Raw genomic sequence first — 18,137 nt, forward strand, 5'->3', positions numbered from 1 at the left:
GGGGGGGGGGGGGGGGGGGGGGGGGGGGGGGGGGGGGGGGGGGGGGGGGGGGGGGGGGGGGGGGGGGGGGGGGGGGGGGGGGGGGGGGGGGGGGGGGGGGGGGGGGGGGGGGGGGGGGGGGGGGGGGGTGTGGGGGGGGGGGGGGGGGGGGGGGGGGGGGGCGCGGGCGGGGCCCGCCGCCCCCCCCCCCCCCCCCCCCCCCCCCCCGACACCGGTGGCGCGGGTCGGGCGGGCCGCCCGCGTCAGCCGCGCGGCTGCGCCGGGTTCGTCGGGTCCCCGTGCGACGGCGGGTTGACCGGCGGGGCGTTCGTGGTGGCCGGGCTCAGCGCCGGCCCGCCCGCGGCGGGGGCGTGCTCCGGCTGCGCGCCGGCGGGGTTCCCGCCGGAGGGCTCGGCCCCCGCGGCGAGCTGGTCGGCGCGCGCCCGCAGCACCGTCAGCACGGGCTCGCGCGCGCCGTGGGCCTCCTCGTAGACGATGAGGTCGCCCAGCCCGGCGGCGTCCAGGGAGCGGATGCGGTCGGTCAGGGTGGCCACCGGCAGGTGGTCGTAGTCCGGGATGGCCAGGGTCGAGCGCTCGTCGCTGCTCACGGTTCTCCGTCCGTCGGGTCCCCGGGGCGGTCCCCCGGGGACGGTGGTCGTGGTCCTCGGGCGCGTCAGGCGTGCTCGGCGGTGGGCATCTCCACGCGGCGCGGCAGGACCAGGCCGAGCAGCACCATGCCGATCGCGAGGACCAGGTGCAGCCAGTCGTCGGCGGTGTTCAGCGGCACGAAGTTCGCCCGGCTGTCCTCGGCGACGACCAGGCCGTAGATCCACAGCGCGGCGTAGGCGACGCCGCCGACGATCAGGAAGCTGCGCGCCGCCGAGGCCGCCCTGGCGGCGGCGATGCCCACCACGCCCAGGGCCAGGTGCAGCAGGTTGTGCAGGATCGAGACCATGAAGATCCCGAGCAGCATGGCGTGCGAGTCGGGGCCGGCGAAGCCGAGCGCGTCGTAGTCGGTGGTGATCCCGGGGACGAACCCGGCGACGCCGACGACGACGAACACCGCGCCGACGATCAGCGAGGCGGCCTGCACGGGCGAGCGGCGGGTGGTGGCGGTGCGGCCGGTGGTCCTGGTGGCCATGACGAGCTCCTCGAGGTGGTGCCGCCCGGGTGGGCGCACGGGGTTCGTGTGACGCGGCCGGGTGCCGCGGCGGGAGGCACGCGCTGCTGGACCTCTCCCCCCACGGTAGGCAGCGGCGGTGCGCGGGCAACTCGGGGCGCACCGGGGCGGTGCCCGCGGGCGCTGTCGGGGGCCGCTGCGAGGATCGCCGCGTGAGCACCCCGCCGCGCACCACCGACCCCGTCGCGCTGACGCGCGCGCTGACCCGCGCCGTGGCGGCGCTGGGCGCCGACGACCCGGAGGGCTTCGAGGCGGCGTCGGTCGCCCTGGCGGCGATGGACGCCGGTCAGGTGCGCACCGTGCTGGGCCGGGTGCTGCGCGGGGCGCTGGAGGAGCTACACCCCGACGGCCTGGACGCCGACGACCTGCGCGCGGTGGTGCAGCGCTGCACCCGCTCGGCGCCGGCGTGGTTCCCGGCGCTGGACCCGCAGCTGCTCGTCGTGGCGCTGGTCGGTGCGCTGGGCGAGCACCCCGAGGAGGGCGAGGCGCCGCGCGCGCCGCACGAGGCGGTGCTGCGCCACGGCCTGCTGCTGGCGGCGGACGTGGTGCCGCGCACGGGCCGGCCGCTGCGCGCCCACCTCGACGCCGCCCTGGCGGAGGTGCGGCGCGCGGAGACGGTGGAGATGCCCTGACGGGTGCCCTGACGGGCGCCGACGGGCGCCGGCGGGCGCCACCCCGCCGGGCGGTCAGCTCGCCGGTACCCCCGCGACCAGGTCCACCTCGACGAGGGCGCCCACGGCCAGGCCGGTGACGCCCACGGTGGTGCGCGCCGGCAGCGGGCCCGTGAACCAGCGCTCGTAGGCGGCGTTGAACCCCTCGAACCCGTCGAAGTCCGTCAGGTACACGCGCACGTGCAGGGCGTCGTCCCAGGTGAGGCCGAAGCGGTCCAGCACCGCGGCGAGGTTGCGGCGCACCTGCTCCGCCTGCTCCAGCAGACCCCCCGGCACGAGCTCACCGGTGGCCGGGTCGGTGGGCATCTGGCCGGTGACGAAGACCAGGTCGCCGAAGCGGGTGGCGTGCGCGAAGGGACCCACCCGCGGCGGCACCCCGTCCTGCGGGCCGAACACGAACGTCTCCTTGCGGCTCACGGCAGCGATCCTGCCCCACCGGGCGGCGCCGCGTCCCGCCGCTCGACGAGCAGGCGCAGCCCGCCGCGCGGGCGCAGCGAGACCAGCGCCTCCACCCGCGGGCGCGGGCCGGGCACGGGCCGCACCGACCGGTCGCGCAGCAGCGCCGCGAGCACGAGCACCTCCTCCACCAGCGCCAGGTCGCGCCCGATGCACTGGCGCGGGCCGGCGCCGAAGGGCACGTAGGCGTCGCGGCGCCCGGCGTCCAGGAAGCGCTCGGGGCGGAACTGCTCGGGGCTGGGCCACACCGCGGGGTGGCGGTGCAGCGCCCAGGTGCTGACGATGACGAGCGTGCCGGCGGGCACGGGCACGCCGGCCAGCACGTCGTCCTCCAGCGCCCGGCGGGTGACCACCCACGCCGGCGGGTACAGCCGCAGCGACTCGTCGACCACGGCGCGCGCGTAGCGCAGCCGCGGCACGTCCTCCCAGCGCGGCTCGCGCGCGCCGCCCGGCGGGCCGAGGACGTCGGCGAGCTCCGCCTGCAGGCGCCGCTGCGCCGACGGCTCGCGCGCCAGCAGGTCCAGCGTCCACGTCAACGAGGAGGCGACGGTCTCGTGGCCGGCGACGACGAAGGTGACGAGCTCGTCGCGCACCTCCTGCGCGCCCATGCCGGCGTTGAGCATCAGCCCGACGACGTCGCTCGCCCCGGCCTCCACGCCGCGCGCGCGGCGCTCGGCGAGGACCTGGGCGCACACCGCGTCGATCTCGGCGACGCGCGCGGCCAGCGCGCGCCGCGAGCGGGTGGGCCACGAGGCGGGCACCGGCGAGGAGGCCCGGCCCACGACCAGCTCCAGCGCCTCGCCCACCGCGTCGACGAGGCGCTGGGCCACCCCGGACAGGTCCGCGGCGGCCAGGGTGCGCCCGACGACCTCCAGGGAGGCGCGCGAGACGGCGTCCACGACGTCCAGGGGCCGCCCGGGCGCCAGGGCGTCGACCTCCGCGCGCAGCGCGCGGGCCGCGGCCGCGGCGTGCGCGGCGACGGCGTCCAGGGAGCCGTGGTGGAACGCCGGCTGCACCACGCGCCGGTGCGCGCGCCAGGTCGCGCCGTCGCCGGCCAGCAGGCCGGGGCCGGTGACGGAGGCCAGCGCCGCGTACTGCACGGTCGCCTTGCCGTAGCCGCGGGCGTTGTCCACCAGGACGCGGCGCACGCCGGCGGGGTCGTTGAGCACCAGCACGGGCGTGCGCGGCAGGGGCACGGCGGCCACGTCGCCGTGGCGGCGCGCCAGGCCGGCGAGGAACTCGTGCGGGGCGCGGCGGATGGCCGGCACCGAGCGCACCATCTCCCACGGCAGCGGGCCGTCGGCGGCCAGCGGGGTGTAGCGGGCGTTGCGGCGCACCGGCCCGGTGGACCCCGTGGACCCGTGGGACCCGGTGCGCGCGGTGGGCCCGGTGGCGCTCAGAGGTACAGCCCGGTGCGGCCGTCCTCCACGCGCGGGGCGGCCACGGCGTGCAGGTCGCGCTCGCGCAGCAGGACGTAGCCCTTGCCGGCCAGCTCCACCTCGGCCTTGTCCTCGGGGTCGAAGAGCACGCGGTCGCCGGTCTGCACCTGCCGCACGTGCGGTCCCACCGCCATCACCGACGCCCAGGAGAGCCGGCGCCCCACGGCCGCGGTGGCCGGGATGACGATGCCCGCGGAGGACTTGCGCTCGCCGGCGTCGTCGGCCGACACGAGCACCCGGTCGTGCAGCATCCGGACGGGCAGGCGGGAGGCGTCGGCGGGCGTGCTCACCCGCGGAACGGTAGCGCCCCCGCAGCCGGGTCGGCTCGGGGGCGCTGCGCGGGGTGCTCGGGGTGCTCGGGGCGTCAGCGGCGCCGGCTGCGCACCGCCCGCACGACCAGCAGCGTCGCGACGCCGAGCACGACGACGCCCACGGCGGCCAGCCGGCCGGTGCGCGGCGAGCCGTCGGGGGCGGTGGCGAAGGCGGTGGCCCGCTGCTGCGCCGAGGCCAGGGCCCGCTTGCGGATCTCCGCGGGCTTGAGCCGGTCGGTCAGCTCGTCGATCGTCCCCGCGAGCTGCGCGCGCCGCAGCTCCACCTCGCGCTCGAGGGCGCGCGGGTCGTTCGTGGTGATCTCGGCCTTGCCGTCGCTGGCCGTCACGGCCACCTCCTGCCCGTCGCACGGGTCGTCTCAGCCGGGGGCGTGCCGCCCGGCGCCGGTCCTGCGCCGGACCCCGCGGGGCCCGGCCGTCCGCCGAACCGTACCGGAGCACCCGCACCGCGGCCCCGGCGGCGCGCACGGCCGTTACGGTGCACCCGTGAGCGCCCGACCCGCCCCCGGTGACCCCGCCCCCGACTTCACGCTGCCCGCCCACGACGGCGGCACCGTCACGCTCTCGCAGCTGCGCGGGCAGAGCGTCGTCGTGTACTTCTACCCGGCCGCGATGACGCCCGGCTGCACCACGCAGGCGTGCGACTTCCGCGACTCGCTCGCCTCGCTGACCGCGGCCGGCTACCGCGTGCTGGGCGTCTCGCCCGACCCGGTGGACAAGCTCGCGGCCTTCGCCGAGCGCGACGCGCTGACCTTCCCGCTGCTGTCCGACCCCGAGCACCGGGTGCTGGAGGCGTACGGCGCGTGGGGCGAGAAGACCAGCTACGGGCGCACGTCGGTGGGCGTGATCCGCTCCACCGTCGTCGTCGGTCCCGACGGGACGGTGGTCCTGGCCCAGCACGGCGTGCGCGCCGCCGGCCACGTCGCCCGCCTGCGCCGCGACCTCGGCCTCGACGCCGCCTGACCCGCTCGCGCCCGCTCGCGCCCGCACAAGACCCGCGTCCCCGCCGCGCACCCCCGCGCCGCCCGGGGCTGGGTTACCCTCGGTCGTCGCGAGCGGGAGTGGTGTAACTGGCAGCCACGCAGGATTTAGGTTCCTGTGCCTCCGGGCGTGCGGGTTCGAGTCCCGTCTCCCGCACGGCGCCCCGGCGCGTCCCCGCGCGCCCGCAGGGGGCGCGCTCAGGCCGCCCCGCGCCGCTGCCCGCGCAGCAGCCGGCCGGTGTACCGGGCGATCTCGCGCGGTCCCGAGCGCGGGGCGGCGGCGTCCACGGCGGCGTTGTAGTTCGTGTTCGTGTTGACGTCGTAGGTCACGACGCGCCCCTCGGCGGTGGTGATGAACTCCACCCCGGCGACCTCGATCCCGTTGCGGCGCAGGAACTGCGCGTACCTCTCCAGGACCGGGTGGTCGAAGCCCTCGCGCAGCGAGAAGATCGTCTCCCCCGGCTCCTGCGCCACGGTGGCGCCCGGCGGCAGCACCGGGCGGCCGGTGACCGGGTCGATCGCGCACGCGTCGGCCGGGCACAGCTGGAAGCCGCCGCGGGCGGTGTCGGCGCGCAGCGCGTAGAGGAACTCCCCGCCGACGAACTCGGCGCGCGTGACGCTGTCGTCGGCGGAGGCGACGAACTCCTGCAGCAGCCACACGCCGTCGAACGGCTCCTCCAGCTCCCCGGAGGAGCGCGCGTCGGCGAACTCCTCGTAGCCGGAGAACCTCGCCACCCCCAGGCCCTTGCCGCCCTGGGAGTGCTTGGTGACGAACGGCCCGCCGACCCGCTCGGCGAAGCGGCGCGCCGCCGCGTCCAGGCCGGGGCCGACGACGGCGACGGTGCGCGGCACGTCCACGCCGGCCGCGGCCAGGGCCGTCAGCTGCGCCACCTTGCTCAGCTCCAGCTCCAGCACCGGGCGGCCGTTGACGGTGCGCGCACCGGCCGCCTCCAGCCAGGACAGCACCGCGCGCGCGTGCGCCGGGGAGGCGTCGTGGCCGCGGGTGTGCGCGGAGGCGGACATCCGCGACCACCACACGCCCGGCGCGGGCTCGGCGGCGAGGTCCAGCTCACCGCCGGTCAGCACGTGCTCGACCATCGGCACGCCCTCGGCGGCGAACGCCTCGACGAACGGGGGCATCCACTCGGGGTTCTCGTGCAGGACGTGGACGGCGGGGACGGCGGGGACGGCGCTCTCGCTCACGGGAGCGATCCTCCCCCCGCCCCCGGGCACCGGCGAACCCGCCCCGCGCCCGGGGGGCCACCTGGTGCACTGGTCCCGTGCACCCCCACCCGCACGGCGGCCGCGACGCGCCGCCCGCCGTCGTGGCGCCGCGCGCGCGCCGCGCCCTGACCGCGCTCGTCCTGGCCGTCCTGCTCGCCGCCGGCGCGGGCGTGGCCGCCACCTGGCCGCAGCGGGTGCCCTCGGCGGACACCGCGTACACCGGCGCCGAGACCGTGCGCGGGCGGGTGAGCGCCACCACCGCCCGCACCTGCGCGGGCGGGCTGGCCGAGGACCGGCTGCCCGACGGCACCGTGCCGCAGGAGGTGGAGTGCCCCGAGGCCGCCGTCGCGCTCGACGGCGGCGGCACGGCCGTGGTCACCGTGCCGCCGGCCGTCTTCCACGGCGGCCTGGGCGCCGGGGACCGCGTCGTGCTCAGCCGCTACCCCGGCGAGGCGGGTGCGGCGCCGACGTACGTGTGGGAGGACGTGGACCGGCGCGCCGCCCTGGCCGTGGCGGTGGCGGTGTTCGTGCTGCTGACCGTCGCGGTGGGCGGGCGGCGCGGCCTGGCCGCGCTGGCCGGCCTGGCGCTGGGCGGGGCGGCGATCGCGTTCCACGTGCTGCCGGCGCTGCTGGCCCAGGAGGACCCCGTCGCCGTGGGGCTCAGCTCCGCCACGGTCGTGATGGGCGTCGTCCTCTACCTGACCCACGGGGTCTCGGTGCGCACCACGGTGGCGTTCCTGGGCACCGTGGCGGGGCTGGTGCTCACGGCCGGGGCCGCGGTGCTGGCCGTGGACGCCGCGGGCCTGCAGGGCCTGGGCGACGAGGAGTCGTACACGGTCACGCTCCTGACCGGCGCGCTGGACCTGCGCGGGGTGGTCCTCGCCGGCACCCTCGTGGCGGCGCTGGGCCTGCTCAACGACGTGACCATCACCCAGGCCGCGGCCGTGTGGGAGCTGCGCGGCGCCGACCCGGCGGCGGGCTCGCGCGCGCTGTTCGCGGCGGGCATGCGCGTCGGGCGCGACCACCTGGCCTCGACGGTCTACACGGTCGCGTTCGCCTACGCCGGGGCGGCGCTGCCCGCGCTGCTGCTGGTGCGCCTGTACTCCCAGCCCCTGGGGCAGTGGGTGACCTCCTCGGCGATCGCGGAGGAGGTCGTGCGGACCGCGGTGGGCGGGGCCGCGCTGGCGGTGACCGTGCCGGTGACGACGGCGCTGGCCGCCGCGCTCGTCAGCCGCGCGGTGCCCGCGGGCGCAGCGCCCGGGCCGCCCGGCCCGACCCGGTGGGCGGGCCGGGCCGGGTGAACCGGCCCAGCACCGCGCACACCGCGAGCGCGAGGAGCACCAGCAGCACGATGGTGGCGCCCGGCGGCGTGCCCACGGCCGCCGAGCCCAGGACGCCGCTGACGCTGGCGACGGCACCCAGGGCGCCGGCGATCCGGCACAGGGCCGCGAAGCTGCGGCTGACGTGCTGGGCGGCGACCACGGGCAGCACCATGAGGGCGCTGAAGAGCAGCAGGCCGACCGTGCGCATCGAGAGCACGACGGTCACCGCGGTCAGCACCGCCAGCGCGGTGCTCAGGGTCCGGGTCGGCAGGCCCGAGGCGCGCGAGTGCTCCTCGTCGAGGGAGAAGGCGAAGAACCACGGCCGCCACAGGGCCATCGCCACCAGCAGGACCACGGCCAGCACCGCGAACACCCGCACGTCGGTGGGGCTGGTGGTGGTGAGGGCGCCGAACAGGTAGCCCTCGAGGTCGGTGGTGCTCCCCGCCGGCGCCAGCGACATCAGCAGCACCCCCACGGCGATGCCGCCGTAGAAGACGACGGCCAGGGCCGCGTCGCCGCCGGTGCGCCCGCCCCGCCGCAGGAACTCGATGAGCAGCGCGGCGCCGACGGCGGTGGCCAGCGCCGTCCACACCGGCGCGGTGCCGGTGAGCACGCCGGCCGCGACCCCCGCCAGGGCCACGTGGCCCAGCCCGTCGCCGATGAGGGACAGGCCGCGCTGGACGACGAAGACGCCGACCAGCGGTGCCGCGAGACCGACGACGAGCGCGGCGAAGAGCGCGCGGCGCATGAAGTCGTACTCCAGGACGGCGAGCAGGTCGCTCACGCGGCACCCCCGGCACGAGGCGTCAGCACGGGTTCCGCACCCGGCGCCGCGGGGACGAGGACGGAGGAGCGCGCGGGCACCAGGCCGGTGCGGGTCAGGGTCACCGAGCGGGTCAGCGCCCCGGCGAGGGCGTCGAGCTCGTGGGTGACCACCAGGACACCGGCGCCGTCGCGGACCGCGCGGCGCAGGGCGTCGACCACCAGGCGCTGGCTGGTCGCGTCGACCCCGGCCGTGGGTTCGTCGAGCAGCAGCAGCCGGGCGCCCGACGCCAGGGCCCGCGCCAGCAGGGCGCGGCGCTGCTGACCCCCGGACAGCAGGCCGAAGGGCGTGCCGGCCAGCTCGGCGAGACCGGTGTCGCGCAGGGCGCCGGCGACGGCCTCGCGGTCGCGCCGGCGCTGCTCCGGGCGCCAGCGCGCCAGCGGCCCGCGCCGCACGAGCCGCCCGGTGGAGACCACCTCGCGCACGGTGGCGGGCACGCCGGCGGCGCCGGTGTGGCGCTGCGGGACGTAGCCGACGGGCCGGGCGGACACCCGCAGCTCGCCCTCGACGACGTCGGCCAGGCCCAGCGCGGCGCGCAGCAGGGTGGTCTTGCCCGTGCCGTTGACACCGAGCAGGGCCACGCACTCGCCGGCGGCGACGTCGAGGTCGACGGCCGGGGTCACCGGGGTCCCGCGGTGGCCGGCGCGGCACCGGCGCAGCCGCAACAGGTTCTGGTCCGTGGGTCGAGGCACGGCGGCAGACTAGTGGTAACGATTCTCAGTGTGTGTAAGGTGGCGAACCGTTCTCATCAAACGGGGCTGCGCCCCCCTCGACCGGGAGATCCGATGCCCCTCCTCGCCCCGCACCCGCGACGCTCGACCGCCCTGACCGCCCTGACCGCCACGCTGTCCGCCGCGTGCCTGGCCGCCGTGACCGCCTGCTCCAGCGGCGACGGGTCCGCCACCCCGGCCGCCGCGCAGAGCCCGAGCGGGTCGGTGTCGCGGACACCTGCGCCGGCCACCGAGGCCGCCGCCAGCCAGCCGCGCCTGGCCGTGACGTACGACGGCGGCGTGCAGATCCTCGACGCGAACTCCCTGGAACTCCTGGCAGACCTGCCCTTCGAGGGTTTCGCGCGCGTGAACCCCGCCGGCGACGGCCGCCGAGTGTTCGTCACGGCCACCGGCGGCTGGCACGTCGTCGACGCCGGCGCCTGGGAGGAACCCCACGGCGACCACGGGCACTACTACACGACCGAGCCCAGCGACACCGGCATCGTCTTCGAGGCCGAGGAGGCGGGTCACGTCGTCAACCACGCCGGCCGCACCGTGCTCTTCGACGACGGCACCGGGGAGATCGTCTCCTTCGACAGCGACGAGGTGGCCGACCCCGACCGCGAGGTGCGCGAGATGTCCACGCCGTCGGCGCACCACGGCGTCGCCGTGGAGCTCTCCGACGGTTCCACGATCGTCACCGAGGGCACCGAGGAGTCCCGCGACGGCATCCGCCTGCTCGACGCCTCCGGCACGGAGGTGGCCGCCTCCACCGACTGCCCGAACGTGCACGGCGAGACCGTCGCGGCCGACGAGGTCGTCGTGGTCGGCTGCACCGACGGCGTGCTCGTGGTCGAGGACGGGCGGATCACCAAGATCGACAGCCCCGACGAGTACGGCCGCATCGGCAACCAGTGGGGCCTGGACGACTCCCCGATCGTCGTCGGCGACTACCGCGCCGAGCAGGACACCCCCACCGACGCGGTGGGCAGGATCTCGCTGATCGACACCGCCACGAACCAGTTGCGCCTCGTCCAGCTGCCCGCGTCCTACTGGTACCGCTCCCTCGGGCGCGGCGAGGACGGCGAGGCCGTCGTGCTGGGCACCGACGGCGCCCTGCACGTCGTCGACACCGCCGGCGCCGCGGTGACGCGCTCGGTGCCGGTCATCGCCCCGTGGCAGGTCCAGGAGGACTGGCAGGCCCCGCAGCCGCAGGTCTTCACCACGGAGGGCACGGCGTACGTCACCGAACCGGCCACGAACTCCGTGCACGCCGTGGACATCGCCACCGGCGAGGTCTGGCGCAGCGCCGCGCTGAGCGTGACGCCCAACGAGCTCACGGGCGTCACCGGCGCGGCGGACGAGCACGGGCACGAGGGCGAGCGCGAGGGCGAGCACGAGGGCGAGCACGAGGGCAAGCACGAGGAGACGCGGAGCTGATGCGCTCCCCCTCCCGCCCGCTCGCGGCCGCCGCGGTGCTCGCGCTCGCGGCCTGCGGCAGCACCGGCACGAGCACTGGCACGTCCGGCGGTGAGGAGGGCGACGACGGGCTGCGGGTGACCGTCTCGTCGTACCCGCTGCAGTACGTCGCCGAACGGGTCACCGCCGGGCGGGCCGAGGTGGACAACCTCGTCCCGCCCGGCGGTGACAGCCACGACGTGGAGCTGACCCCGCAGCAGGTCGGCGCGCTCGGCGAGGCGGACCTGGTCGTGCACGTACCCGGGCTCCAGCCCGCGGTCGACGAGGCCCTGGGCGTCCAGCCGCCGGTTTCCCTGGTGGACGCGGCGCCCCTAGCCGACCTCGAGGGCGACCCGCACTTCTGGCTGGACCCCACGCGCATGGCCGAGCTCGCCACCCGGGTGGCCGACGCCGCCTCCGAGCTCGACCCCGACCGCGCCGGCGAGTACGCCGCCGAGGCCGAGGAGCTCGGCCGCGAACTGGCCGAGCTCGACCGCGAGTACGCCACGGCCCTGGCACCCTGCGCCGGCGCGACGCTCGTCACCGCGCACGAGGCGTTCGGGTACCTGGCCGAGCGCTACCACCTGCAGCAGCTGGGCATCAGCGGCATCGACCCGCACGTGGAACCCTCGCCCGCACGGCTGCGGCAGGTCGTGGACACCGTCCGCGGGCGCGACGTGCGCACGGTGTTCTTCGAGGCGACCACCAGCCCGGCCGTCGCCGAGACCCTCGCGCAGGACCTGGGGGTGCGCACGTCCGTGCTGCACCCCGTCGAGCGCGTCGCCGAGGACCAGGACTACCCCGGCCTCATGCGCGAGAACCTCACCGCGCTCACCGAGGGCCTGAACTGCCGCGCCTGACCCGCCGGGCCTGAACCGGCAGGCCCACGCGCCGGCTCCGGCGCGCGGGCCCGGCGACGCCGTCGCTCAGGCGGGCAGGCTCGTGAAGACGACCGGCGTGGTCGTCGGCTGCACCGAGCCGCCCGCCGGTTCCAGCGAGATGCCGAAACCGGTGGCGCCGTCCAGCGCCGGCAGCACCGCCACCGCACGCCCGTCGCCGCCGGGCGCCGGCAGCAACCCCGCGGAGCTGACCGCCTCGCCCTGCACCAGCCACAACTGCCAGGCGCTGCCCTCCCCCGGCGCGGGCAACCCGGCGGTCACCACGGCCGCGCGGTCCCCGGCGCGCACCAGCGTGGCCGTGCCGCCGGAGGACGCCTGCACCGTGGCGGTGCTCGCCGAACCCGACGCGAGCAGCCCCGCGACCTGCTGCAGGGTCCCCTCGGCCGCGCGACCGGCGGCGGCCACCTCGCGGGCGCGCTCGGCGTCGCCGCGCGCGTCCAGCGCCACCCCGGTGCCGGCGGCCGCGACGGCGATGCCGGCCGCGGCCACCAGCGCGCTCCAGCGCGAGGGCCCGCGGCGCGCGCGGCGCCGCTCGGCCAGGTCCACCACCGGCGCGGCGCCCCCGGCGACGGGCTCGCCCTCCGGCCGTCCACCCGCGGGGGGTTGCTGCCCAGGGGGTTCCTGCGCGGGAGGTTCCTGGGGCGTGGCCGCGATCGCGGCGAGGACCTGCGCGCGCAGGTGTCCCGGCGGCGGCACGGCCGAGCCGGCCCCCAGGCGCGCGGCGGTCTCGCGCAGCGCGTCGGCCTCGCGGCGCTCGCCCCGCTCGCGGCGCAGCCGCTCCTCGTAGGCGGCGCGCTCGTCGTCGTCGAGGGCGTCCAGCGCCCAGGCGCCGGACAGCTCCGTGTCGTCGCCGGCCGCGGGCCGGTGCGGCTCGCGCTCGTGCGGCTCGCGCTCGTCCCCCCCGCTCACGACCGCACCCCCATCGCGTCGCGCAGCTTCAGCAGCGCGTCGCGCAGCCGCGTCTTGACCGTCCCCAGGGGCAGGCCCAGGTCCTCGGCGATCTCGCGGTGCGTGCGCCCGCCGTAGTACGCCAGGTCGACCGCCTGCCGCTGCACCGGGCTCAGGACGTCGAGGGCGCGCTGCACCTCCTCGTGCTCGAGCAGCACCTCGACCTCCTCGCTGACGCTGTCGTAGGGGGACTCCTCGCGGACGCCGTAGCGCTCGTCGCGCTCGGAACCCGCCTGGCTGGAACGCACGCGGTCCACCGCGCGCCGGTGGGCCATCGTGACGACCCACCCCCGGGCGCTGCCGCGCTCCGGGTCGAAGCGGGCGGCGGTGCGCCACGCCTCCAGGAACACCTCCTGCACGACCTCCTCGGACTGCGCGCGGTCGCGCAGCACCCGCAGGACGGTGCCGTGCACCGCCGCGGCCGTCGCGTCGTAGAACGCGGCGAACGCGGCCTGGTCGCCGCGGGCCGCGGCGGCGAGCGCGGTGTCCGCGTCGCCCCGCTCCGCGGCGCCGGCGGCGCGGGGACGGGAGGTGGTCATCACCACCACTGTCGCACCTCCCCTCCCCGCGCACCGAACCGGTGCCTCGACCACCGCCGCTGCCGCCCGCTGCCGGGTCAGGCGGGCGGCATCAGGACGGAGTCGACCAGGTAGACCGTCGCGTTGGCGGTCTGCACGCCCCCGCACACGACACCGGTCCCGCCGTTGACGGTGAGCATCTCCGGGGTGCCCGCCACGGTGAGGTCCGCGCCCTGCAGGGTGGTGTGGGTGCCCACGACCTCCTGCGGGCTCAGCCGGCCCTGCACCACGTGGTAGGTCAGGATCGACTGCAGCGCCGCGCTGTCGGTCTTCAGCGACTCCACCGCCTCGGCCGGCACCTTCGCGAAGGCGTCGTCGACGGGCGCGAAGACGGTGTACTCGCCGCCGTTGAGGTCGTCGACGAGGTTCACGTCCGGGTTCAGGCCCCCGGAGACGGCGGCGGTCAGGGTCTTCAACAGCGGGTTGTTCGAGGCGGCGGTGGCCACCGGGTCCTGCGCCATGCCGGAGACCGACGCGGGCCCGGAGGCGTTGGCGGCGGCGTAGTCGGCGCAGCCCGGGCCGGCCGGCATGCTCATCATCGCGGCGCTGCCGGAGTTCGCGGCCTCGGGGGCGGCGGGGCTAGAGGAGGGGCTGGAGGAGGAGCTGCTCGACGGGCTCGACATCGACCCGGCGTCGGCGGTGGAGGTGGTGTCCTCCCCGCCGCAGGCGGCCAGGCCCAGGGTGGTGGTGGCGAGCAGGGCCAGCAGGGTTCCGGTGCGCTTCACGGTGCGTCCTTCCTCAGGTGTTCCGGCCGGTGTGCCCGGCCGGTCGTTCACCCGGGGTTCGGAACCCCGGGCTCCGCGGATTGGCCCGTCGCGACGTTCACCCGTCCGGCGCAAGGGGTTCTGCGGCGGGTTCTCGCCGGGCCGGGTTCGGCGTGGTCGGGAGGCCGGGGCCGGGGAGTCCTCCGCCGGGCTCTCCGCCCGCGCGTCACCCGCCGTCGAGCTCCTCGCCGGGCGTCGGCGCGGGCTCCGGACGCCCGGCTGCGGACCCCCCGTCCCCGGCCGCGCGCAGCTCACCACCCACCAGGCCGGGGAAACCGTGCGAGCGGTCGGCGGAGCGAAGTCCCGCAAGGTGGCGTCCGGTGAGGTGGGAGGCCGGCGGGGTGGTGGGGTTCCCGGGCATCCGGAGCCCGCCCCGTGCTGGGAGGCGCGGCGCGCGGTCGGCAGCGGGCGGAGCGCCCGGGAACCCCACCGCCCCGCCGGCCGGGCGAGGACCCGGCCACGCGAGGACTGGACCCACGGGCTGGAACCCCGCGGAACTACTCGACCGTGACGGTGACCGAGTGGAACCCGCTGGAACCGTTCGGGATCGGCGCCACGACGTCGCCGGTCTGCGGGGTGCCGGTGCCGTCGGTGGCGCGGACCTCCAGCACGTGCCCGCCCGGTTCGGCGTCCCAGTCGAACACCCACTGGCACCAGGTGTCCGCCGAGGCCGACGGCAGCAGGCGGGCGGGTTCCCACTCGCCGCGGTCCACGCGCACCTCGACGGTGCGCACGCCGCGGGTCTGCGCCCAGGCGACGCCGGCGACGGGCACGCGGCCGGCGCGCACGCGGCCGAAGGGCCCGGGCACGTCGATGCGCGAGGCGGTCTTGATCGGCGCCTCCTCGGCCCAGCCGCGCTGGGTCCAGTAGGCGCTGCGCTCGGCGAAGCGGGTGACCTCGATGTCGGTGACCCACTTGCAGGCGGAGACGAACCCGTACAGGCCGGGGATCACCATGCGCACGGGGAACCCGTGCTCGCGCGGCAGGGGTTCGCCGTCCATGCCGACGACGAGCATGGCGTCGCGCCCGTCGGTGGCCTCGGCCAGCGGGGCGGAGAGGGTGAACCCGTCGGTGCTGGTGGCGAAGAGCATGTCGGCGCCGGCGCGCACCCCGGCGCGCCCGAGCAGGTCGGCCAGCGGGTACCCCAGCCAGCGGGCGTTGCCGACGTAGTCGCCGCCGACCTCGTTGCTCACGCAGGTCAGGGTGATCCACCGCTCGCGCAGCGGCAGGGCGAGCAGGTCGGCGTAGGTGAGGGTGATCTCCTGCTCGACCATGCCGTGCAGCCGCAGGCTCCAGTCCTCGGCGCGCACGTCGGGCACCACCAGGGCGGTGTCGATGCGGTAGAAGTCGCGCGTGCCGGTGGCGTAGGGCGTCAGGCCCGCGCCCGCGAGGGCGGCGGGGTCGGTGCCCGCGGGCAGCGGCGGCGCCGGGTCGGCCGGTGCGGGCAGCGTGACGCGGGCGCGGGACTCCTCGGCGCTGCGGGCGCCGGTCAGCGCGCGCCCGGCGCCGCCGGTGGCCAGGCCGGCGGCGGCCACGCCGCCGAGCAGCACGGCGCGCCGGCGCGGGCCCTCGCCGCGGCTCGGGGCGCGCAGGCGGCGGGTGAGCACGGTCAGCGCGTACGCGCCGGCGGCCGCGCCCAGGGCGGAGGGCAGCGGCCACAGGGCGCTGGCGTCCGGGCGGGTGGCGGCGGCCAGCGCCCCGACGACGCCCAGGACGGCGACCAGGCCCACGCCGGCGGCCAGGCGCCGGCGGGCCAGCACGCCGGCGGCGGCGGCGAGCAGGAGGACGAGGGCGGCGATGGTGCCCAGCAGCACGGCCTTGTCGGCGGTGCCGAAGGTGCGGATCGCGAAGTCCTTCACGGGCGCGGGCACGAGGTCGACGACCGCGTCGCCCACGACGACGACCGGCGCGGCCGCGGGTGAGAGCCCGCCCACGGGCAGTCCGGCCACGAGCTGGCCGACGCCCACGGTCAGGCCGGCGGCGAGGACACCGGACAGCGCGGCGAGCGCGGCCGCGCGGGACCTGCGTCCCGCGCTCCCCTCCTGCGCCGTGACGGTCGCTGCGCTGCCCGGTGTCCTCACACGGGGTCTTCGGAGCCGTCGGCGCCGCGGATGGGTCGCCCGTCCAGGACGGCCGCCAGGAGGGGGGCGAGGGCGCCGAAGGCGCGGCCGCGGTGGCTGATCGCGTTCTTCTCCTCGGCGCCGTGCTCGGCGAGGGTGCGCGTGGAGCCCTCGGGCACGAAGACCGGGTCGTAGCCGAAGCCGCCGGCGCCGGCGGGCGCGGTGCTCAGGCGCCCGCGCAGCTCCCCGCGCACCACGTGCTCCTCGCCGCCGGGCGCGGCCAGCGCGGCCGCGCACACGAACGAGGCGCCGCGGTGCCGCTCGGGCACGTCGACGACCTGCGCCAGCAGCAGGCGCAGGTTGGCGGCGTCGTCGCCGTGCCGGCCGGCCCACAGGGCGGAGAAGACGCCCGGGGAGCCGCCCAGGACGTCCACGGCGATGCCGGAGTCGTCGGCGACGGCCACCACGCCGGTGGCGGCGGCCACGGCGCGCGCCTTGAGCAGGGCGTTCTCCTCGAACGTCACGCCGGTCTCGGCGACCTCGGGCACGTCGGCGAAGTCGCCCACGCCGAGGACCTGCACGTCCGGCAGCAGGGGCGCGAGCACCGCGCGCAGCTCGCCGACCTTGTGGGCGTTGCGGGTGGCCAGCACCACGCGGCGCGGGCCCGGGGCGGGGCCGCTCACGCGCCCGCCCCGGGCAGCGGCGCGGCCAGCGCCTCGGCCTGCAGCGCGCTCAGGCGCGCGCAGCCGCCCAGCGCCAGGTCCAGCAGCGCGTCCAGCTCGGAGCGGTCGAAGGGCACCCCCTCGGCGGTGCCCTGCACCTCCACGAAGCGCCCGTCGCCGGTGACGACGACGTTCATGTCGGTCTCGGCCTTCACGTCCTCCACGTACGGCAGGTCCAGGACGGGGCGGCCGCCGACGACGCCGACGCTGACGGCGCTGACCGAACCGGTCAGCGGCTGCTTGCTCTGGCGGACCAGCCCGTGCGCCTTGCCCCAGGAGACCGCGTCGGCCAGTGCCACGTACGCGCCGGTGATCGCGGCGGTGCGGGTGCCGCCGTCGGCCTGCAGCACGTCGCAGTCGAGGACGACAGTGTTCTCCCCCAGCGCCCTCGTGTCCACCACGGCGCGCAGGCTGCGCCCGACGAGGCGGGAGATCTCGTGGGTGCGCCCGCCGATCTTCCCCTTGACGGACTCGCGGTCGCCGCGGGTGTTCGTCGCGCGCGGCAGCATCGCGTACTCGGCGGTCACCCAGCCCTGCCCGGAGCCCTTGCGCCAGCGCGGCACGCCCTCGGTGAAGGACGCCGCGCACAGCACGCGGGTGCGGCCGAACTCCACGAGGACGCTGCCCTCGGCGTGGTCCAGCCAGCCGCGCGTGATCCGCACGTCGCGCAGCTCGTCGGGGGCGCGGCCGTCGGCGCGGGGGGCGGGGGCGGTGGGGTCGCTGCTCACCGGGCCACCTTCTCACCGGCGCCGCGCAGGGCCCCGCGCAGCGCCCCCAGGTGCAGCGGGCCGGTCTCCTCCACGGAGACCACCTGCGGGCCGAGGAAGCGCTGCGCCAGCACCCGGAACGGGGTGGGGTCGCCCGTGGCGGTGAAGCGGTGCCGGGGCGCGGGGCGGTCGTCGGGGCGCAGCAGGTCGCGCACGGACAGCTCCCGGTAGACGTCCAGGGCGGTCTCCTCGGCGCTGGAGACCAGCGTCACCCCGTCGCCGACGACGGTGCGCAGCACGCCGGCGAGCATCGGGTAGTGGGTGCAGCCGAGCACGAGGGTGTCGACGTCCGCGGCCACCACCGGCTCGAGGTACTCGCGGGCCGCGTCGAGCAGCTCCGGGCCGCTGGTGACGCCGCGCTCGACGAACTCCACGAACCGCGGGCACGCCGCGCTGGTCAGCTGCACGTCCAGGGCCGCCGCGAAGGCGTCGTCGTAGGCGCGCGAGGAGATGGTGGCGCGGGTGCCGATGACGCCGACGCGGCCATTGCGGGTGGCGCGCACCGCCCGGCGCATCGCGGGCAGGATCACCTCCACCACGGGCACGTCGTAGCGCTCGCGCGCGTCGCGCAGCATGGCCGCGGAGGCGGAGTTGCAGGCGATGACGAGCATCTTCACGCCCGAGTCGACGAGGTCGTCGAGCACGTCGAGGGCGTAGCGGCGCACCTCGGCGATGGGCTTGGGGCCGTAGGGGCTGTGGGCGGTGTCGCCGATGTAGTGGATGGCCTCGTGGGGCAGCTGGTCCAGCACGGCGCGGGCGACGGTCAGCCCGCCCACCCCCGAGTCGAAGATGCCGATGGGGTCGTCCCGGTCCAGGCTCGCGCTCACC

Annotated in this window: 21 protein-coding genes and 1 tRNA gene; 6 read left to right on the top strand and 16 right to left on the bottom strand. The window is 77.6% G+C overall.

Going from position 1 to position 18,137, the window contains the following annotated elements; genetic code table 11:
* Positions 1-242: 242 nt before the first annotated feature.
* Positions 243-587: a DUF8129 domain-containing protein gene (locus tag ACRYMN_RS11495; protein ID WP_432495108.1), complete on the bottom strand. Its 345-nt coding sequence runs from the start codon at positions 585-587 to the stop codon at positions 243-245.
* 65 nt (positions 588-652) lie between these two features.
* Positions 653-1,120, bottom strand: coding sequence for a DUF4383 domain-containing protein (locus ACRYMN_RS11500; protein ID WP_432495110.1), 468 nt, complete (start codon positions 1,118-1,120; stop codon positions 653-655).
* A 191-nt stretch (positions 1,121-1,311) separates the two neighbouring features.
* Between ACRYMN_RS11500 and ACRYMN_RS11505 the strand changes: the two genes are divergently transcribed.
* A complete protein-coding gene (locus ACRYMN_RS11505) occupies positions 1,312-1,791 on the top strand; it encodes a hypothetical protein (RefSeq protein WP_432495112.1) in 480 nt (159 codons plus the stop codon).
* Positions 1,792-1,845: 54 nt separating this feature from the next.
* On the opposite strand, the gene ACRYMN_RS11510 is transcribed toward ACRYMN_RS11505, so the two are convergent.
* The 4 genes from ACRYMN_RS11510 to ACRYMN_RS11525 form a co-directional block, all read right to left on the bottom strand.
* Positions 1,846-2,247 (bottom strand): RidA family protein, encoded by a 402-nt coding sequence (locus tag ACRYMN_RS11510; protein WP_432495114.1) that lies wholly within the window; start codon positions 2,245-2,247, stop codon positions 1,846-1,848.
* The gene (locus ACRYMN_RS11515) at positions 2,244-3,623 is read right to left on the bottom strand and encodes a cytochrome P450 (RefSeq protein ID WP_432495116.1); all 1,380 of its coding nucleotides are present in this window, start codon (positions 3,621-3,623) and stop codon (positions 2,244-2,246) included. The genes ACRYMN_RS11510 and ACRYMN_RS11515 overlap by 4 nt, the downstream gene beginning before the upstream one ends.
* A 59-nt stretch (positions 3,624-3,682) precedes the next feature.
* Positions 3,683-3,976 carry a GroES family chaperonin gene (locus ACRYMN_RS11520; RefSeq protein WP_432495215.1) on the bottom strand — a complete coding sequence of 98 codons (294 nt, stop codon included), beginning with the start codon at positions 3,974-3,976 and terminating at the stop codon, positions 3,683-3,685.
* A gap of 113 nt (positions 3,977-4,089) precedes the next feature.
* Entirely contained in the window at positions 4,090-4,383 is a 294-nt protein-coding gene (locus ACRYMN_RS11525; RefSeq protein ID WP_432495118.1) for a DUF3618 domain-containing protein, read from the bottom strand.
* Between the two features lie 157 nt (positions 4,384-4,540).
* On the opposite strand from ACRYMN_RS11525, the gene bcp reads away from it, so the two are divergent.
* Positions 4,541-5,017 (top strand): thioredoxin-dependent thiol peroxidase, encoded by a 477-nt coding sequence (gene bcp, locus ACRYMN_RS11530; protein WP_432495120.1) that lies wholly within the window; start codon positions 4,541-4,543, stop codon positions 5,015-5,017.
* 92 nt (positions 5,018-5,109) lie between these two features.
* Positions 5,110-5,191: transfer RNA gene (locus ACRYMN_RS11535), tRNA-Leu, on the top strand.
* A 41-nt stretch (positions 5,192-5,232) separates the two neighbouring features.
* Here the strand turns inward: ACRYMN_RS11535 and ACRYMN_RS11540 are convergent.
* Complete coding sequence (locus ACRYMN_RS11540; RefSeq protein ID WP_432495217.1) at positions 5,233-6,174, bottom strand: ATP-grasp domain-containing protein; 942 nt, start codon at positions 6,172-6,174, stop codon at positions 5,233-5,235.
* Between the two features lie 140 nt (positions 6,175-6,314).
* Between ACRYMN_RS11540 and ACRYMN_RS11545 the strand changes: the two genes are divergently transcribed.
* Positions 6,315-7,559, top strand: coding sequence for a YibE/F family protein (locus ACRYMN_RS11545; RefSeq protein WP_432495122.1), 1,245 nt, complete (start codon positions 6,315-6,317; stop codon positions 7,557-7,559).
* On the opposite strand, the gene ACRYMN_RS11550 is transcribed toward ACRYMN_RS11545, so the two are convergent.
* Together ACRYMN_RS11550 and ACRYMN_RS11555 are read right to left on the bottom strand one after the other, a co-directional pair.
* Positions 7,486-8,364, bottom strand: a complete 879-nt coding sequence (locus tag ACRYMN_RS11550) for a metal ABC transporter permease (RefSeq protein ID WP_432495124.1) — start codon at positions 8,362-8,364, stop codon at positions 7,486-7,488. The genes ACRYMN_RS11545 and ACRYMN_RS11550 overlap by 74 nt on opposite strands.
* Positions 8,361-9,095: a metal ABC transporter ATP-binding protein gene (locus ACRYMN_RS11555; protein WP_432495126.1), complete on the bottom strand. Its 735-nt coding sequence runs from the start codon at positions 9,093-9,095 to the stop codon at positions 8,361-8,363. Before ACRYMN_RS11555 ends, ACRYMN_RS11550 begins: the two co-directional genes overlap by 4 nt.
* 93 nt (positions 9,096-9,188) lie before the next feature.
* Between ACRYMN_RS11555 and aztD the strand changes: the two genes are divergently transcribed.
* Entirely contained in the window at positions 9,189-10,553 is a 1,365-nt protein-coding gene (gene aztD, locus ACRYMN_RS11560; protein ID WP_432495128.1) for a zinc metallochaperone AztD, read from the top strand.
* Positions 10,553-11,431, top strand: a complete 879-nt coding sequence (locus ACRYMN_RS11565) for a metal ABC transporter substrate-binding protein (protein ID WP_432495130.1) — start codon at positions 10,553-10,555, stop codon at positions 11,429-11,431. The genes aztD and ACRYMN_RS11565 overlap by 1 nt, the downstream gene beginning before the upstream one ends.
* A 66-nt stretch (positions 11,432-11,497) precedes the next feature.
* Here the strand turns inward: ACRYMN_RS11565 and ACRYMN_RS11570 are convergent, their stop codons facing one another.
* The 7 genes from ACRYMN_RS11570 to murI form a co-directional block, all read right to left on the bottom strand.
* Entirely contained in the window at positions 11,498-12,379 is an 882-nt protein-coding gene (locus tag ACRYMN_RS11570) for an anti-sigma factor (RefSeq protein ID WP_432495132.1), read from the bottom strand.
* Positions 12,376-12,957 (bottom strand): ECF RNA polymerase sigma factor SigK, encoded by a 582-nt coding sequence (gene sigK, locus ACRYMN_RS11575; protein WP_432495134.1) that lies wholly within the window; start codon positions 12,955-12,957, stop codon positions 12,376-12,378. Before sigK ends, ACRYMN_RS11570 begins: the two co-directional genes overlap by 4 nt.
* Before the next feature lie 77 nt (positions 12,958-13,034).
* Entirely contained in the window at positions 13,035-13,721 is a 687-nt protein-coding gene (locus tag ACRYMN_RS11580; protein WP_432495136.1) for a fasciclin domain-containing protein, read from the bottom strand.
* Between the two features lie 536 nt (positions 13,722-14,257).
* Positions 14,258-15,841, bottom strand: coding sequence for a molybdopterin-dependent oxidoreductase (locus ACRYMN_RS11585; RefSeq protein ID WP_432495138.1), 1,584 nt, complete (start codon positions 15,839-15,841; stop codon positions 14,258-14,260).
* On the bottom strand, positions 15,838-16,503 hold the full coding sequence (rdgB, locus tag ACRYMN_RS11590; protein WP_432495140.1) for an RdgB/HAM1 family non-canonical purine NTP pyrophosphatase: 666 nt from the start codon (positions 16,501-16,503) through the stop codon (positions 15,838-15,840). Before rdgB ends, ACRYMN_RS11585 begins: the two co-directional genes overlap by 4 nt.
* Positions 16,500-17,270: a ribonuclease PH gene (rph, locus tag ACRYMN_RS11595; RefSeq protein WP_432495142.1), complete on the bottom strand. Its 771-nt coding sequence runs from the start codon at positions 17,268-17,270 to the stop codon at positions 16,500-16,502. The genes rdgB and rph overlap by 4 nt, the downstream gene beginning before the upstream one ends.
* On the bottom strand, positions 17,267-18,136 hold the full coding sequence (murI, locus tag ACRYMN_RS11600; protein ID WP_432495144.1) for a glutamate racemase: 870 nt from the start codon (positions 18,134-18,136) through the stop codon (positions 17,267-17,269). The genes rph and murI overlap by 4 nt, the downstream gene beginning before the upstream one ends.
* Between the last annotated feature and the right edge of the window lies 1 nt (position 18,137).

Origin of the sequence: Kineococcus gypseus (assembly GCF_050871305.1) — a bacterium.
In the GTDB taxonomy this organism is placed as follows: Bacteria; Actinomycetota; Actinomycetes; order Actinomycetales; family Kineococcaceae; genus Kineococcus; species Kineococcus gypseus.